Annotated in this window: 15 protein-coding genes; 2 read left to right on the top strand and 13 right to left on the bottom strand. The window is 39.5% G+C overall.

What is annotated here, in order from left to right; translation table 11 throughout:
- Positions 1–22 precede the first annotated feature (22 nt).
- From AAG807_RS09325 to guaB, 4 genes are all read right to left on the bottom strand, one after another.
- Entirely contained in the window at positions 23–979 is a 957-nt protein-coding gene (locus AAG807_RS09325) for an AAA family ATPase (RefSeq protein WP_341902792.1), read from the bottom strand.
- Between the two features lie 18 nt (positions 980–997).
- The gene (locus AAG807_RS09320) at positions 998–2,377 is read right to left on the bottom strand and encodes a peptidylprolyl isomerase (RefSeq protein WP_341902790.1); all 1,380 of its coding nucleotides are present in this window, start codon (positions 2,375–2,377) and stop codon (positions 998–1,000) included.
- A gap of 142 nt (positions 2,378–2,519) precedes the next feature.
- Entirely contained in the window at positions 2,520–4,472 is a 1,953-nt protein-coding gene (locus AAG807_RS09315; RefSeq protein ID WP_341902788.1) for a peptidylprolyl isomerase, read from the bottom strand.
- A 178-nt stretch (positions 4,473–4,650) separates the two neighbouring features.
- The gene (gene guaB / locus AAG807_RS09310) at positions 4,651–6,123 is read right to left on the bottom strand and encodes an IMP dehydrogenase (protein ID WP_341902785.1); all 1,473 of its coding nucleotides are present in this window, start codon (positions 6,121–6,123) and stop codon (positions 4,651–4,653) included.
- A 167-nt stretch (positions 6,124–6,290) separates the two neighbouring features.
- On the opposite strand from guaB, the gene AAG807_RS09305 reads away from it, so the two are divergent.
- Positions 6,291–6,923, top strand: coding sequence for a hypothetical protein (locus tag AAG807_RS09305; RefSeq protein ID WP_341902782.1), 633 nt, complete (start codon positions 6,291–6,293; stop codon positions 6,921–6,923).
- Positions 6,924–7,044: 121 nt separating this feature from the next.
- On the opposite strand, the gene AAG807_RS09300 is transcribed toward AAG807_RS09305, so the two are convergent.
- From AAG807_RS09300 to AAG807_RS09270, 7 genes are all read right to left on the bottom strand, one after another.
- A complete protein-coding gene (locus AAG807_RS09300) occupies positions 7,045–8,352 on the bottom strand; it encodes a deoxyribodipyrimidine photo-lyase (RefSeq protein ID WP_341902779.1) in 1,308 nt (435 codons plus the stop codon).
- Positions 8,353–8,456: 104 nt separating this feature from the next.
- A complete protein-coding gene (locus tag AAG807_RS09295) occupies positions 8,457–8,777 on the bottom strand; it encodes a hypothetical protein (RefSeq protein ID WP_341902776.1) in 321 nt (106 codons plus the stop codon).
- A gap of 127 nt (positions 8,778–8,904) precedes the next feature.
- The gene (locus AAG807_RS09290; RefSeq protein ID WP_341902773.1) at positions 8,905–9,309 is read right to left on the bottom strand and encodes a 6-carboxytetrahydropterin synthase; all 405 of its coding nucleotides are present in this window, start codon (positions 9,307–9,309) and stop codon (positions 8,905–8,907) included.
- Positions 9,306–9,827: an isopentenyl-diphosphate Delta-isomerase gene (gene idi / locus AAG807_RS09285; RefSeq protein WP_341902770.1), complete on the bottom strand. Its 522-nt coding sequence runs from the start codon at positions 9,825–9,827 to the stop codon at positions 9,306–9,308. Before idi ends, AAG807_RS09290 begins: the two co-directional genes overlap by 4 nt.
- Positions 9,828–9,830: 3 nt before the next feature.
- Complete coding sequence (locus AAG807_RS09280) at positions 9,831–10,667, bottom strand: phytoene/squalene synthase family protein (protein WP_341902768.1); 837 nt, start codon at positions 10,665–10,667, stop codon at positions 9,831–9,833.
- Positions 10,668–10,677: 10 nt separating this feature from the next.
- Complete coding sequence (gene crtI / locus AAG807_RS09275; protein WP_341902765.1) at positions 10,678–12,159, bottom strand: phytoene desaturase family protein; 1,482 nt, start codon at positions 12,157–12,159, stop codon at positions 10,678–10,680.
- Positions 12,160–12,321: 162 nt separating this feature from the next.
- Complete coding sequence (locus tag AAG807_RS09270; protein WP_341902762.1) at positions 12,322–13,185, bottom strand: MerR family transcriptional regulator; 864 nt, start codon at positions 13,183–13,185, stop codon at positions 12,322–12,324.
- Between the two features lie 163 nt (positions 13,186–13,348).
- On the opposite strand from AAG807_RS09270, the gene AAG807_RS09265 reads away from it, so the two are divergent.
- Positions 13,349–13,930 carry a hypothetical protein gene (locus AAG807_RS09265; protein ID WP_294858964.1) on the top strand — a complete coding sequence of 194 codons (582 nt, stop codon included), beginning with the start codon at positions 13,349–13,351 and terminating at the stop codon, positions 13,928–13,930.
- A gap of 55 nt (positions 13,931–13,985) precedes the next feature.
- Here AAG807_RS09265 and AAG807_RS09260 read toward each other — a convergent pair whose 3' ends face one another.
- Both AAG807_RS09260 and AAG807_RS09255 read right to left on the bottom strand, forming a co-directional pair.
- Entirely contained in the window at positions 13,986–14,750 is a 765-nt protein-coding gene (locus AAG807_RS09260) for an OmpA family protein (RefSeq protein ID WP_341902756.1), read from the bottom strand.
- 72 nt (positions 14,751–14,822) lie between these two features.
- The gene (locus tag AAG807_RS09255) at positions 14,823–16,094 is read right to left on the bottom strand and encodes an aspartate kinase (RefSeq protein WP_341902754.1); all 1,272 of its coding nucleotides are present in this window, start codon (positions 16,092–16,094) and stop codon (positions 14,823–14,825) included.
- Positions 16,095–16,232 lie beyond the last annotated feature (138 nt).

The raw sequence follows: 16,232 nt of genomic DNA, 5'->3' as shown, positions 1-16,232 counted from the left end.
TTTTTTTATATAATTCGATTGATTACTTCATCAATTCTGTAATAATCCTGTCATTGGAATAACCTTCCGCCTCTGCCCGGTAATTTCGAACGATGCGGTGTCTTAAGATTGGCAAGGCAACAGCTTTCACATCATCGATATCCGGTGAGAAGCGACCATGTAAAGCAGCGTGGCATTTTGCACCGACGATCAAGTATTGAGATGCTCTCGGACCTGCTCCCCATGAAATGAAATCTTTCGTGAGTTGCGGAGCCAATGGATTGTCCTTACGTGTTTTTGCAACCAGTTTCACGGCATATTCCAACACATTATCCGGAACCGGAATGCGACGGATCAATTCCTGGTATTCAGCAATCTTTTCTCCGGAAACAATTCGATTCAATGTGATCTTTGTGTCTGAGGTCGTACTTTTCACGATAGCCAATTCTTCTACAAAGCTTGGGTAATCCACCCAAATATTGAACATAAAACGGTCTAATTGAGCTTCAGGTAAAGGATAAGTTCCTTCTTGTTCTATCGGGTTTTGAGTTGCCAATACAAAGAATGGATGGGGCAGGGTATAAGTTGTTCCGGCTGCCGTCACTCTTCTTTCCTGCATCGCCTCTAAAAGGGCTGATTGCGTTTTGGGAGGTGTACGGTTGATCTCATCCGCCAGAATGATATTATTGAATAAGGGACCTTTAATGAATTTGAATTGGCGACTTTCGTCCAGGATTTCAGAACCAACAATGTCTGATGGCATTAGATCGGGTGTAAACTGAACCCGGTTGAACGACAATCCCAATGTATCGGCAATGGTGTTCACCAATAAGGTTTTTGCTAGTCCGGGAACTCCAACAAGTAAACAATGTCCTCTGGAGAAAATCGAAATCAATACCTGATCAACAACTTCTTCCTGACCGACAATTACCTGATGAATTTCATTTTTGAGAGCTTTATAGTCTTTTACCAGTTGTTCAATAGCAGCTACGTCTGACATAAGTTTTATAGTTTTTCTTTAAGGTGCTTTAGGAATCCACTGATTTTCAAACGGACAATCCTTGAAAGAATCATCGATTCGAATATATGCAGTTGAGATCTTAGTTTTTGTCCAAACAGCGATTGCTTTTTGTCTTTTCTCTTCCAATGCCATCATTCGGAACAAATTGTAATCATCGGTTAAGTTTCCAACGTGTGGTTTTGTTCTTTCAGCTACGCGAACAATTCGAATCGCTTCTTTTCGTTCGTTAAAATCATAATATAAAGTTGGTGCAGTGATCTGGTTCAACTCCAAACCATCCGTCAACTGGAACATCATGGGATCAACTTGATTTACCTGCTCCACACTCCATTTGATTTCTCCTGTGATCGGATTTGTAATGTATCCTTTGTTCTCTTTGGTATTGATATCGTTCGAGTAAATTTTCACGGCATCTTCCCATGTCAGCTTATTCTGTTTTAACTCCTCGTAACATCTTTCCATACGTTTGCTGGAAGCATCTAAGCTGTCCAAACTGAATTTCGGTGCGATCAGGATATGATTTACGATATAATCATCCCCTTTTCTGTCCAATAGCTGCATGAAGTGGTATCCGAATTCTGTTTCAAAAACTTCACTGATCTCACCCACTTTCAAGCTGTATGCAGTAGCTTCAAATGGTCGTACCATGACTCCTCTTGTAGCTTCAATGCGCCCACAAGACTTTGCACTTCCGGGATCTTCAGAATAGAACGACGCAGCGGAACAGAACGTGGTTCTTCCTGAAACGATCTGTTTTCTCAGATCCGAAATCTGTTTGAACGCAACTTCTTTGTCGGTCTTTGTAATCTTGGGAAAGATCGCAATCTGTTGAAAAGAAAGTTGCGAATTGATGTAGGGTAAACTGTCTTTGGGGATCTTAGCGAAAAAAGTTTCCACTTCCAACGGTGAAACATCTATGGTAGCAGTAATTCCACGTTCCACTTCCTGACCTTGCAGTCTTTTCTTGATGGTACTCCGGAATTCTTCCTTGATCTGCAATTTGGTCTTTCCGTAAAAGGATTCAATGGTAATCGGATTTCCTTTATCGTCTTTCACGTTCTTCATTTGACCTTCAATCACGCGAAGTCTGTTTTCCATTTCTGCATCCACTTGCTCATCACTGATCTGGATAGAATCCAGTTCTGCTTGATTCACCAATAGAAAGTTATAGAGCATTTGCTCCAAAAGAGCACAATCGTCAATTGATTCGTCTGTCACTCCATTTTGTTTCATTGATTGCTTTTGGCCTTCAATTTCAGAATAGAGAACGATGTTGTCACCCACTTGCGCAACGACCTTATCAATTATTTTAGGTTGAGCAAAGGCTTTTGCAAATGCCAAAGTGAAGAGTAAACTTACTAATATGCTGTATTTCATGTTCTTTTTTATCAAGCGAATGAACCGCTAATTTCGTGTTCTTTTTTGAGATTCAATCAATAACGTCTAGCAAATTACATTATTTTAAGAATTAACTTTTTTCTCAAAAAGAAAAACCGGTTGAGACCGGCTTTTCTAACTGTTATTTTCCTAAACTGTAAAGGACCTGTTCATGAATGACAATCGGATGCTTCTTCGCAATTTCGGTCAACCATTCTTTTTCCAAATAGTTTTGATAATCTGAAGTTGCAGCTCCTTTTGCTTCTGACATTGTCTTAGCAGTCGGTTCCAGGATCTCATCTACTTTTACAATGTAATACTTGCCTTCATAAACATAAGCCGGGTTCACACCTTTTTTCAACTCATGTCCTTTCAAGTATGGTGTAGTTTCCACTTCAAACTTACCAGTTCTAACACGAAGGTTCAGTTCGGAATCCTTATTGATCGTGTTGATGATCGTACGGGAAGAAATCGTGTCGCTTTTCAGCATCGTTGCAACTTTCTTTGAGATATCTTCATTCAAACACTCATATACATAAGCATTGTAACGTTTCCCCCAGCTATAGTTGCTGTTGTGACCTTCAAAGAAGGTTTTCAATCCGGAAGTGTCTTTGATTGCCTTGTTCCAAACTTTGTCAGACATGATCTCATAAAGTAGGATACCATCGTGGTATTCCTGCATCAATGCTTTGAAATCAGGATATTTGCTATCCAATTTACTTTCTTCGTACGCAAGAATTTCGCTGTTCTGCCAAGCTTTGTATTGTTTTTCAACCAATGATTTCGAATCCATCTTTTTAAAACTTCTGTAGTTTTTCTGAAGGTATGTTGCGAAATCCTGCTGAGTGAATGCTTTTTTGTCCAATGTAAACATGGTAACCGGTTTCAAACCATTAGCTGTCCACGTTCCTTTGTAATAGTTTGAATCGATGTTCTGAACAAACCACTTACTTGTTTTGCTGTAACTATCTTTGAAAGCGTATGTTTTCTTCAATTTTTCAATAAATGAATTTTGAGTTACAACAGAGCGCTCATCCTTATTTACTTTTCCTTGAATCTCTTTTTTCAATTCATCAAATGAACGAAGAGGAGTCAGGTCCAGACGTTTGATAATGTGAAATCCGAACGCAGTTTGTACCGGTTTGGAAATTTCGCCATTTGCCGTCAATGAAAATGCAGCTTCTTCAAATTCAGGAACCATACGTGTTGTCGTACCTGTTCCGAAAAGAGGAAGTTCCCCACCTTTTTCTGCCGTTTGTGCATCATCAGAGAATTCACTAGCCAATTTTTCAAAAGATTCACCGGCTTGCAATTTAGCATAGATCTCATCCACTTTTTTGCTCGCACTTTCGATTTCTTCAGCACCTGCATCTTTTCCGGTTGCTACCATGATGTGGGCAGCTTTCATTGTTCCTCTCGCCGGACGCATATCGATCACTTTCAAGATATGGTATCCAAATTTGGTACGAACCGGATTTGAAATTTTTCCAACCGGAGTCTTATAAGCAGCCTCCTCGAATTGGTAAACCATCTGGAAAGCAGTGAAATAACCAAGGTCACCACCATTTCTTGCAGCAGAAGGATCTTCCGAACCATTTTTTCCTCTGGCTACTGTTGCAAAGTCTTCTCCGTTCTCAATACGTTTTTTGATTGCAAGAATTCGATTGTAAGCAGCTAATGTGTCTTCAGGGGAAGCATTTTCAGCAACTTTCACCAGGATATGAGCTGCATGAACTTCATTTTTCATCCGTTCATAAGCCTGTGAGACCAATGCACTATTTTTTGATGAATCGATCAAATAAGGTTGAGAAAGCTGTTTTCTGTAACCAGCCAATTCCTTTTTCAATTTTGGAATGGTATCGTATCCAAGTGCTTCTGCTTCCGCAACTTTCAATTTGAATTTTTTGAACAACTCCATGTATTCATCCAACGATTGTTTATCGTACTTCGGATTGTTATTGTTCTTCAAATAGATTTGTAGGAATTCGGATTTAGTAACTTTTTTACCATCAATCTCCATAACTACGTTATCTGTCTGAGCTATGGTGTTAAGGGAAAATAAAATTCCTAAGGCTAATATTAGTCGTTTTTTCATGTATTATAATACTTTAGTCAAACCAAGAACGCCAAAAATAACACATTGTTTTGGGTTTGGAAGTAAATTCGGTTGATTTAAGAAAAAATTAAGGATTATATATTCTATAAAATACAATAGGGGCAGTCCGCCATGGTGGATTCTGCCCCTATTGGTACTATTTAATCCGTTTAAGAAATTATTTCAAGCTATAATTCGGAGCTTCTCTCGTAATGGTTACATCATGCGGATGCGATTCGCGCATTCCGGCAGATGTGATTCGAACAAACTCAGCACCTTTCAGTTTTTCGATTGAACCTGCTCCACAGTAACCCATTCCGGCTCTCAAACCACCAACGATCTGATAAACTACTTCAAACAAGTTTCCTTTGTAAGGAACACGTCCGGAAATTCCTTCCGGAACCAATTTTTTGATATCGTCTTCCGCATCCTGGAAATAACGGTCCTTGGAACCTTTTTGCATCGCTTCCAAAGATCCCATTCCACGATAAGATTTGAATTTTCTTCCTTCGTAAATGATGGTTTCACCTGGAGATTCTTCCACTCCTGCAAACATGGAACCGATCATTACCACGTCCGCACCTGCTGCGATAGCTTTTACAATATCTCCTGTGTAGCGGATCCCACCATCAGCGATAACCGGAACTCCGGTTCCTTCCAATGCCAATGCTACATCGTTTATAGCTGTTAGCTGAGGAACGCCCACTCCGGCAATAATGCGTGTAGTACAAATCGATCCGGGACCGATTCCAACTTTAACAGCGTCTGCTCCGGCTTCTACCAGGTATTTTGCAGCAGCAGCAGTTGCAATATTTCCTACAATCACATCCAGATTCGGGAATTGTGCTTTGACTTCTTTCAGTTTTACAACAACACCTTCTGTGTGTCCGTGTGCCGTATCAATGACAATTGCATCCACACCAGCCTCAACAAGTGCCTGTACGCGTTCAATCGTATCGTGAGTGACACCAACTGCAGCAGCTACACGTAATCTTCCGTATTGATCCTTGCATGAATTGGGGTGCGTTTTGACTTTGATAATGTCACGGTAAGTGATTAACCCGATCAATGTGTTATCCGCATCAACGACCGGTAATTTTTCTATTTTCTTTTCTTGTAATATTTCTTCAGCGGTTGCTAGACTTGTACCATCTTTTGTGGTGATCAGGTTTTCAGTGGTCATGATTTCGCGCACTGGTCTTGAATGGTCCTTTTCAAAACGCAAATCGCGATTAGTAATAATTCCTTTTAATTTTTTAGCTCCGTCAATCACCGGAATTCCTCCGATTTTAAACTCTGACATCAGGTTTAGTGCATCACTTACTAATGCGTGTTCTGAAAGAGTGACAGGATCCAGGATCATTCCACTTTCTGAACGCTTTACTTTCCGGACTTCCAATGCCTGATCGGCAATAGTCATGTTTTTGTGAATTACACCAATTCCACCATGCTGTGCAAGCGCAATTGCCAAACTAGCTTCTGTAACAGTATCCATTGCTGCAGAAACGATTGGAGTGTTGACCTCAATGTTGCGTGTGATTTTACTTTTTAATTGAACGTCGCGAGGGAGAACCTGTGAAAATGCTGGGACTAAGAGTACATCGTCGTATGTGAGACCTTCTCTAACTGAATTAAGATTGGACAGTGCCATGTGTGAACCTATTTTTGAAATAAATTCTCGCAAAAGTAATTATTTTCAGGCAGAAACAAATCGTTTTAGTTAAAGTTTCTATTAACTTTCTTACTTTTTGGTGATAATTATTGTTAAAGCGATAAGAAAGCTTTTTAGGATTATCGAAAATTACGTAACCTTGTAGTATGAATAATTGGTTGAAATACGGACTTATAGGAATGGTCATTTCCATTTCATTGAACGCAACTTCTCAAAAGGAAGAGCGATTGGTTCAATTGTCGGGTGTAGTCGTTTCTTCGGACAGTTTGCAGGAAATGCCGTATGCCGCAGTTTATAACAAAACTGTTCATCGCGGAACGATAGCCGATATTTACGGTTTCTTTTCGATGGTTGTTCAGCCGGGAGACACGATTTTGTTTCGCTATTACGGACATCGGCCATCATCTTACATCGTTCCGGATACGTTAAGTGAGACGCGGTATTCCATTATTCACATGATGACCATTGATACTGTTCAGTTGAAGGAGGTTGTCATTTATCCCTGGCCTTCGAAAGAAGCCTTTGCGCAAGCCTTTGTGGAGATGAATCCTTATGAAGATGCGATGTTGAGAGCTCAGAGACAATTATCCGGTCAAAGTTTGGCGAATATCGCTTCCCTTGTTCCTAGTGATGCTTCCCTTTCATTCGGGAATGTGGTGAATCAGAACAATACACGTCTGTACACGATGGGGCAATCTCCGGTAAATAACTTACTGAATCCATTTGCCTGGGCAACCTTCCTTCAGAAATGGAGATCGGGAGAATTACAACGTAAATAAGTTGTTTCAGGTCTAATCCTCGTGGTTTTTAATAACCGCGAAGAAGCAAATTGCGCAAAGTTTTAGATTTTTCGCATTTCCAGCTTTCTTGGCTGTAAAAAAAGAATCACGTCAGTTTATTTTATTTCGCATTTAAAGCTTTTTTGTAGCGTTCCAAAACACGTTCACGTGCCCATTTGTGGTCAACGATTGGCTTAGGATAAGCTGCTGTCCCGAATTCAGGAACCCATTTTTTGATGTATTCGAATTTCGGATCGAACCGTTCTTGCTGACTTGTCGGATTGAAGATCCGGAAGTAAGGAGCAGCATCAACACCTGAACCTGCTGCCCATTGCCAACCTCCAACATTGCTTGCCAATTCGAAATCCAGTAATTTTTCCGCAAAATAGCGCTCGCCTAAACGCCAGTCGTGCAATAGATGTTTGCATAGGAAGCTCGCTACAACCATTCGCACACGGTTGTGCATGTGTCCCGTTTCATTGAGCTCACGCATTCCTGCATCTACAATCGGATAGCCGGTTGCTCCATCACACCAGGCCTTGAATTGGATTTTATCAAATTCCCATTGGATACGGTCGTATTCCGGTCTGAATGCATGATCGATACTTTTCGGATACCAATACAGGACCATTTGATAGAAATCTCTCCAAATCAATTCATTCAGAAATTTCTCGTTGTTAATAGCGATGACTTCTCTGAATAATTCCCGAATGGAGATGGTTCCAAAACGCAAATGGATGCTCAGGCGTGTTGTTCCTTCAACGGAAGGAATGTCTCTGGTGTTGTGATAGTTCCGGATGATTCCATTCGGAATGGAGATAGATGGGAAGTCCTGTGTTTGAACGTCACTAAAACCTAATTCCGCAATGCTTGGAATTGGTATTTCCCTTCCGGGGTTCAGGTTGGAAAGGTATTTCTCTACCGGGTATGATTTCAAATAGAAATCGGTCAGGGTTTCTTTCCACCTTTTCATGTAAGGAGTGAAGACGTGATAAGGATTTCCATCCGATTTTACCACTTCATTCTTTTCAAAGATCACTTGGTCTTTCGACCCCGAAAAAGCACAATTCAATTGACGAAGTTCTTCGTAAATGAACTGATCCCGTTGTATGGCGCCCGGTTCATAATCCCTGTTGCAAAATAGATTTTGAACAGCATGTTTTTGGACTAATTCCGGGATGAGTTGAGTTGGATTTCCATGAAAAACCCATAAGGAAGCGCCTAGCTTTTTATAGGAAGCACTTAATTCCTCAATGGTTTGATGGATGAATAAGATCCGTTGGTCATTTTTTGGAAGTCGCTGGAGTATTTGAGTGTCAAAGATAAAGATGGGCTGGACTTTTTCTCCGTGTTTTAATGCCTTGAAAAGGCCGGCATTATCTGAGATTCTCAAATCCCTTCTGTGCCAAAATAGGGTTAATTGTTCCATGAGTTATTTAATTCAAAGGGTTCAAATTCCCGGTAGTTGTCGGGATCAAATTTGGCATAAATGACCTGTTGAACAAGTTTAACTTTTCAACCATTTAAACTTTACTAATACCACGAATGGATGATTCCCATTACGGCTACGAATAATCCCAGGATTGTTCCGATAAAAGTCATTCGGGTTCTTTTTCTTAAATAGACCAGTGAACAGAATAAGACTGAGAATACACCAATGATGATACTTAACGTACTGATAAATAACAGTTGCGTTTCATAATGCTGTCTGAGTGTAATGGTGAATTCGTTTACGCGAATATCATTGCTTCCATTTAAGTCGGATAAAAATGGAATAACAGCAAACTGGTTGTAACAAACCAAAAGCAAACCGATGATACTGATTACGAAACCTATTGCTGAAAGAGCTCTCATGATTAATTTGTGTCTGGCAAAAATAAGAAGAAAAAACGAAGTTTTTCAAGACCAAATCAGGATCCTGTACATACAGGATTAGTGCGACCATTATTTTGTTTTAAATAGAGTTTTCTCCGTTTAAAATTTAGTTGCCGTCATATTCAACACCGTTCTTGGGAGTTTCCCAAAGGCGCACTTTTAATTTTAAATCTGAAGGCAATTGGTCACGCAAAATGTTCCAGCAAACCAAGGCGATATTTTCTGCTGAAGGAATCAAATCGCTGAATTCGGGGCAATCCAGGTTCAGGTTTCGATGATCGAAACGTTCCAGGATTTCCTCTTTTATGATATCTGAAAGTTTTTTCATGTCCATCACATATCCTGTTTCCGGATTGATCGGACCATCCAGTTCCACTTCCAGCTTATAATTGTGTCCATGAAAATTGGGGTTGTTGCATTTACCAAAAACGCGGTCGTTGGTTTCGTCATCCCATTTTGGATTAAAGAGACGATGCGCTGCATTGAATTGTTCGGCACGAAAGATTTTCATGAGAAAAGGATTTCTTCTATTGTTTGTTTATAATCCGTCAATAATATTTGAAGCCAGGCAGTATAACGGTTCGGATTGATCCGAATGTCTTCCGCCAATTCATTCCATTCCATCCATTTATAATCCATGACCTCGTCCGGATTTGGATGAATGGGACCGTCATAATAGCCAAAAAGTACGTAGTCTAGTTCATTTTCGATCAGACCGCCATCTAGTTGGGCACGGTAGATAAAATGAAAAGCAGGTTCTACCAAACAATCAATTCCCATTTCTTCGTTTAGCCTGCGATTTCCCGCAATCGCTACCGACTCTCCGGAACGTGGATGTGAACAACAGGTATTGGTCCATAATCCACTTGAATGATATTTGTTCAAGCTTCGTTGTTGGAGAAGAATTTTCCCGTCGCGGTGAATGAAAACAGAAAAAGCACGATGTAGAATACCTTTTTGGTGCGCTTCCATTTTTTCCATAGAGCCGATCACCTCATCCTGCTCATTAACCAATATAACTGTTTCCAAAACTTACAATAAATTCAAGTTATGACGAAGATAAGAAGTAAATAGCAAACGGTACTTTTTATTGTCGGGAATGCGGATTCGTTGCCCTAAAATAACTTTTGCATCTGTTTTTTGGATCTTGTGGAATAACTTGATGTAATAGCGATAAGCCATATAAACGCCAAATCGTGCATCTTTTGGAAGTAATTTGATCCCTTCATATCCGGCTTTAAAGTCCAAATCGATTTCGTGCTCAATTTTCGTTTTCATCGCACAATCAAATACGTCGAAATTCATTTCCGGGAAATAGGTTCTACCCAAGTGATGATAATCGGCATTCAGGTCTCTCAGGAAATTAATTTTTTGAAAAGCGGAGCCCAATTTCATGGCTGAATCTTTTAAACTAGCATAGGCATCCTCGTTTCCCCGAACAAAAATCTTCAAACACATCAATCCGACCACTTCTGCGGAGCCTAGAATATATTGCTCATAAACGTCCTGTTCGTATTGTGTTGTTTCCAAGTCCATTTCCATCGACTGAAGAAAAATTTCAATCAGTTTTGGGTCGATGTTGTATTTGTTCACCGCCCATTGAAAACTGTTTAGAATAGGATTCAGTGAAATTCCACGCTCGAGTGCCTTATATGTTTCTGCTTTGAATTCCTGAAGCAGTTCTTTCTTTTCGTATTCGTGGAAACTATCTACAATTTCATCAGCAAATCGCACGAATCCATAAACTGCATGAATAGGTGCTTGCAAGTCCTTGCTAAGGAAATGAATGCCGATAGAAAAGGAAGTGCTGTACCTTTTGGTAGTCATAGCACTCATATCGTGAGAAAGGGTGTCGAATAGTTGTTTCATAGTTGATTCCTTAGCGCTGTTTTTCAATTCGTTTAATCACATGTTTTGCAACCACTTCTCCCGAAATAATTGATGGCGGAACTCCAGGACCTGGAACCGTCAATTGACCCGTGTAAAACAGGTTTGATAAATGTTTATTCTTAATGCGGGGCTTCAGCAAGGCTGTTTGCTTTAAGGTATTTGCCAATCCATAGGCATTTCCTTTAAACGCATTGTAGTCATTTACAAAATCGGAAATGCAATAGCTACGTTTATAAACGATATGTGGATTGATGTCAAAACCAATTTTTTCAATGAGACGTTCCTTTAACAGTTCAAAGTAATATTCCCTTTTTTCTTCTGTGTCTTTCAGATCAGGAGCTATCGGAATCAGAAGAAACAGATTTTCACCATGTTCAGGAGCTACAGAAGGGTCTGTTTTGGATGGACAACTCAAATAGAAAAGGGGCTTGCTGGGCCACTTTGGATTTTTATAAATTTCAGAGGCATGTTTGTCAAAATCCTCATCAAAAAACAAGTTATGATGTTTGAGATTGGGAACCTTGCAATCCAATCCAATATAGAATAATAAAGAGGAGGGAGCCATGGTTCTTTTTTGCCAGTAAGCGGAATCGTAATTGGCTTTGTTCTCCAGTAATTGCTCGGTATGCTGATAATCTGCACCGGAAATGACATAATCACAAACCAATTCCCCTTTGGAGGTGTTAATTGATTTGACCTTTCCGTTCGAAGTATTGAATCCTAAAAGGCGATTGTTTAGCGAAAAAGTGACACCTTGTTCCAATGCGATTTTTTCAAAAGCCTTTACAAATTCAAACATTCCCCCCATCGGATACCATGTTCCCAATTGAATGTCTGCGTAATTCATCAGGGAATAAAGAGCAGGTGTATCTTTCGGTGTTGCACCAAGGAATAAAATGGGGAATTCCAATAAAGAAATGATTTTCGGGTTTTTGAAGTATTTCCGGATAAAGGATGCAAAGGAGGTGAATAAGTGCATTTTGAATAAACCACTTAGGATGCGGGTATCTGCAAATTCAGTCAATTTTAAGCTGGGACGATAGACCAGGTCTTTCATTCCAATTTGATATTTTTTTTCAGCATCCGCTAGAAACTCTCTCAGTTTTACGCTACTTCCTATTTCCAGTTTTTCAAAATACTCTTCCAATTCATGAATGGAAGCCGGAATGGAATCAATATCGTTTTTGTTCCAGATAATCTGATAGGATGGGTCTAATCGGATAAGTTCATAAAAGTCTGAAGTTGTATGACCGAATTGTTGATAGAAATTTTCAAAGATATCGGGCATCCAATACCAGCTTGGTCCCATGTCGAAGGTAAATCCGTTATCTGTTTTGAATTGACGAGCCCTTCCTCCGATACTGTCATTCTGCTCCACAATAACGACCTCATGACCTTCTTTTGCAAGAAAAGATGCGCAAGATAAACTTGAAATTCCCGAACCGATAACTACTATTTTCTTTCTTGACATCTCGCAGCCTTCATAAGATTTTTAGCGCAAGTAATGATTTGAATTTTACTAGCGTTGAAATATACAATTTTAAATGATTCAAGTGCATGAATCATTGTTTTGTTTAACAAATATACTAAAAGATTAAACAAAACAGGTTGAAGTATACCAGATAACTTATAATCAGATATTTTCCAAATCGGAAAGTGTATGAATCTGTTTAATGTTGTTTGGTAGAAGAGATCCTAATTGATCAATTTGATAACCACCTGCAAGAATGGTGATTGGTGCCAAATCCGTTTGAATCTGATTGAAATAATTACAGATGCCTTGAGGTTCCATTGCTGTCAACCAACTTGATATTACTGCTTTGGGCTTTAAAACCGCGACGGTTTTGAGCAAGGCTTCGTAGGGTAAGGCTTGACCAAGATAAACGCTGTTTAGTCCCATTGAGCGAAGATGATAATGGTAAACAAGCAAGCTGATCTCATGCCATTCGTGTTCCGGCAGGTAAAGGATTATTTTGGGCTGGTCCGGATGGGGAATAGGCAGTAAATCGATAGCCGCAATGATTTTCTGTCTGATGAGATTAGAAATGAAATGTTCTTGTGCCGGATTGATTGTTCCAACCAGCCACATCACTCCGATCCGTTGAAGAAAAGGAATAATATATTCCGTAAAGATAAGAGACAAGCTTTTTGTGTGACTTAATTCTTGAAACGTCAGCTGGAAGAGTTGTTCATCCAATTGCAAAACGGAAACGATAAATTGCTCAATGGAGGTATCTGTTTCTGCATGATCCTGCATCGATTTGGAAGTAGCGAAGATTTCTTCGATACTCATATCCGCAATTCTTGAAATTTTGTATCCTTTTTTATTGAGCAGGGAAACATTCAATAGAACCAATAACTCCTCGTCTGAATAAGTTCTGATGTGAGTATCTGTCCTTTGGGGTGTAAGCAGGCCATATCTTTTTTCCCACATCCGGATTGTGTGAGCTTTGATACCAGTGAGAATTTCGAGATCCCGGATTTTATATCCTGCCATATGAATGAGTTAACGAGCAATAAATGAATTTCTTCAATAGTAACAAACTTTGATGGTTCAATTAAATGAAACCATCAATTTGGGTCAAAATTGATAAAAAAACTATATTTGTCCTAATTACTTCTCCATTTGGAGTCGATTACATGGATTATAAAAAATAGGTATGAAAAAAATTTCGATCTTTTTGTTGCTTTTGGCAGTGTCCTTGGTTGCGGTTCGCTGTGGTGATTCAGAGGAAGGTAAAGAATTGACTGATGAGGAATTGTATGAGTTTCAGGGTTTTTCAATGAAGCCGTACGATATTCCGATTATGATCATGTTGCCTGATGAAACAGCTAATATTGGTGCATCAACACAACCTGAGATCATTCATGTGGAAGATGATTTTAAATGGGAGCTGATGGTTGGTCCGAACTTTCACATGATTATCGATGATTGGGGCTCCGACCGTGAAATGGTTTCTTCAGAGAAAAAACGATTGGCTGGTTTGAATTTCTATAAGATCAAGTATTTGGTGGATGAGCCTGATTTCGTTTTATACGAACGCGAGCTGAAAGTGGACGGAAAGAAAGGTGCGTCCAAATCAGTTGGGGTAGAGCATAAGACTTATCATGTATACGGACAAAAGGTAATTGATGGAATCACGTATGTTTTTAGAAGTCGTGATGATGGATTTGAAAAGATAATTATTGACCTGATGGCAAAATCGATTAAATCGGTGAAACCATTGAAAGGAAATTCATAATAGATATTTCATAAATAAATTGGATAGGGATGTCATGCATGTGCGGACATCCCTATTATTTTTTATAAAACGTTGCTTCCACTCGTCGGTTTGCTTGTTTGTGTGCTTCCGAATCTTCTACAAACAAGGGTTTTCTGTTTCCAAATCCAATTGCTGTGATTCTGCTGCCGGAAATATTCCCTTCCATTACCAGAATCTGTTTGATGCGTTCAGCCCGTTTTCCTGAGAGATTTTGACTATCCGTCCCGCAACAGACATGACCTGCAAGCGTGACATTTAATGATGGATCAGCACGAAGTGTTTCCATTAGAAATTGAATATCAACATACGAGCTTTTTATTACCTCATCCGTTCCGTAGATGAATTGAATTTCCAATTGGATCGGAACTCCCAGTTCAAAGGACTTCCTTTTTCCACTAGAAGATTTAGTTGTGTTTGAAGTGGAGAAAAGGATATCGACACGCCTTTTTTCGGCATCTGATCTTTTTGAAAGATCTTCGCCTAGGGCAATTTCTGTTCGAATAGAAAATTGACCCGGATAAGATTCGTTCAGAAACTTTTTGGTAGCTTCTAAACGTGCTTCGGCCAATTGGATGTTGTATTCCTTGGCTCCGGTTGAATCGGTATATGCACGAAGAACCAACGATTGATTTTTGATTTTTGAGAGTTTTGCTTTGGTGTCGGAGTTGTGCTTGTTTTGAAAACTGATTTCGTGACTGTTGAATTCGAAATACAAGGACATGGAGTCTGATGATGCACTGACTTGCGCAAATGTGAAGATAGGTGCGAGGATGAAAAGTGAATGTAAAAGTCCTTTCATAAGTTTGAATGTAGATAATACAAACTTACAGGATTGGTTACAAAATAAGTAAGGACAGGGTGCATCGCGTCCTTACTTATTTTTCATTACCATTCGAATGGTTTGTCTGGTTCTCTGCTCCAGTAGAATGTCTTTGTCGACGGTCACACGGTCAATTGTGGCTTGATCATAATGACGGATGGTTACCAATTCCAATCCTTCATTGTAGCGAATGGAATACTGGTCTTTAAACTTCTCCACGAGCCTCATTGGTTCTGTTTTAGATCGGTCGAACAAAATGGAAAAACTCAATGCGGAATTCTGCATCAGATTAATTTTTACGCCATAAAATGCCAGTTGCTGGAAGATGTCACCCAAATTTTCCTCCACGATGAATGAAAAGTCCTTTGGCGTGAAAGACATCAGTACCTGATCCATTTTGAAAATGAAGGAAGGTACCAAATGATCGTATTCGATAGATTCCTGAATGACTGTTCCTTCTGCATTTGGATGGATGAATGACTTTACATAAAGCGGAATTCCTTTGTTTTGAAGTGGTTTGATTGTTTTCGGGTGAATGACACTTGCTCCATAGTAAGAAAGTTCAATAGCCTCTTTGAATGAGATCTTTTCAAGTTTGATTGTGTCGTCAAACCATTTCGGATCCGCATTCAACATCCCCGGAACATCTTTCCAGATAGTTACTCCTTTTGCATTCGTGCAATATGCTAAGATCCCGGCTGTAAAGTCAGAACCTTCTCTTCCCAATGTCGTTGTGAAACCTTCCGAAGTGTGACCGATGAATCCTTGTGTAATTGCAATGCGTTTTTCTTTGAACAAAGGCACTAGGCGTTCGTTCACCAAAGCTTCTGTTTTTGCCCAGTCCACTTCAGCTTCCCGGTATTCGTGATTGGTGCGGATAATCTTTCTGCAATCTACCCAAACTGTTGCGTGACCTTCCTCTTTCATGAAAGCTTCGACGATCATGGTTGATAAAACCTCTCCCAAAGAAACGATCTGGTCGTATTCAAAATTATAATTGTCCGAAATTGGAAGGTGGTATCGATTCTTCAATGATTCAAACAATTCATCCATTTGCTGGTGAATGAAATAATGTTTTTCAGGGAATAATTCGGCAACAATCAACTGATGGAACTGATAACGGTCTTCAACTAATTCCATGTAACGTTTTTCGTCCTTTTTCCACAAGGAATCTACAATCTCTTCCATTGCATTGGTTGTCTTGCCCATTGCGGATACGACAACAATTAATTGGTCCTTAGGGAAAAGGGAAAGAATGTGTGATACATTCCTTACGGCATTGGCGTCTTTCACAGAAGCTCCACCAAACTTAAAAACGTTCATCTGAGAATTAATTTGGCGCAAAAATACTCCAAAAACATATCCGATGAATCAGTAAGATTTAATTTTCACATTATTTTAAATAAAAAACATAATGTATTAAATAAGCGTGATTGATTTCCTGATTGTGAAAAATGGTTT

It is taken from the genome of Fluviicola taffensis DSM 16823 (genome assembly GCF_943372375.1).
Taxonomy (GTDB): domain Bacteria; phylum Bacteroidota; class Bacteroidia; order Flavobacteriales_D; family Crocinitomicaceae; genus Fluviicola; species Fluviicola taffensis_A.
The sequence above is the reverse complement of the archived record's forward strand: the minus strand, read 5'-3'. Positions and strand labels throughout refer to the sequence as shown.

Coding starts and splice junctions, on each gene's coding strand:
- AAG807_RS09300 (WP_341902779.1), bottom strand. CDS start 8,352: ATGGAACAATTAACCCTATTTTGGCACAGAAGGGATTTGAGAATCTCA.
- crtI (WP_341902765.1), bottom strand. CDS start 12,159: ATGTCAAGAAAGAAAATAGTAGTTATCGGTTCGGGAATTTCAAGTTTA.
- AAG807_RS09260 (WP_341902756.1), bottom strand. CDS start 14,750: ATGAAAGGACTTTTACATTCACTTTTCATCCTCGCACCTATCTTCACA.
- AAG807_RS09325 (WP_341902792.1), bottom strand. CDS start 979: ATGTCAGACGTAGCTGCTATTGAACAACTGGTAAAAGACTATAAAGCT.
- guaB (WP_341902785.1), bottom strand. CDS start 6,123: ATGGCACTGTCCAATCTTAATTCAGTTAGAGAAGGTCTCACATACGAC.
- AAG807_RS09255 (WP_341902754.1), bottom strand. CDS start 16,094: ATGAACGTTTTTAAGTTTGGTGGAGCTTCTGTGAAAGACGCCAATGCC.
- AAG807_RS09280 (WP_341902768.1), bottom strand. CDS start 10,667: ATGAAACAACTATTCGACACCCTTTCTCACGATATGAGTGCTATGACT.
- AAG807_RS09315 (WP_341902788.1), bottom strand. CDS start 4,472: ATGAAAAAACGACTAATATTAGCCTTAGGAATTTTATTTTCCCTTAAC.
- AAG807_RS09290 (WP_341902773.1), bottom strand. CDS start 9,309: ATGAAAATCTTTCGTGCCGAACAATTCAATGCAGCGCATCGTCTCTTT.
- AAG807_RS09270 (WP_341902762.1), bottom strand. CDS start 13,185: ATGGCAGGATATAAAATCCGGGATCTCGAAATTCTCACTGGTATCAAA.
- AAG807_RS09320 (WP_341902790.1), bottom strand. CDS start 2,377: ATGAAATACAGCATATTAGTAAGTTTACTCTTCACTTTGGCATTTGCA.
- AAG807_RS09295 (WP_341902776.1), bottom strand. CDS start 8,777: ATGAGAGCTCTTTCAGCAATAGGTTTCGTAATCAGTATCATCGGTTTG.
- AAG807_RS09265 (WP_294858964.1), top strand. CDS start 13,349: ATGAAAAAAATTTCGATCTTTTTGTTGCTTTTGGCAGTGTCCTTGGTT.
- AAG807_RS09305 (WP_341902782.1), top strand. CDS start 6,291: ATGAATAATTGGTTGAAATACGGACTTATAGGAATGGTCATTTCCATT.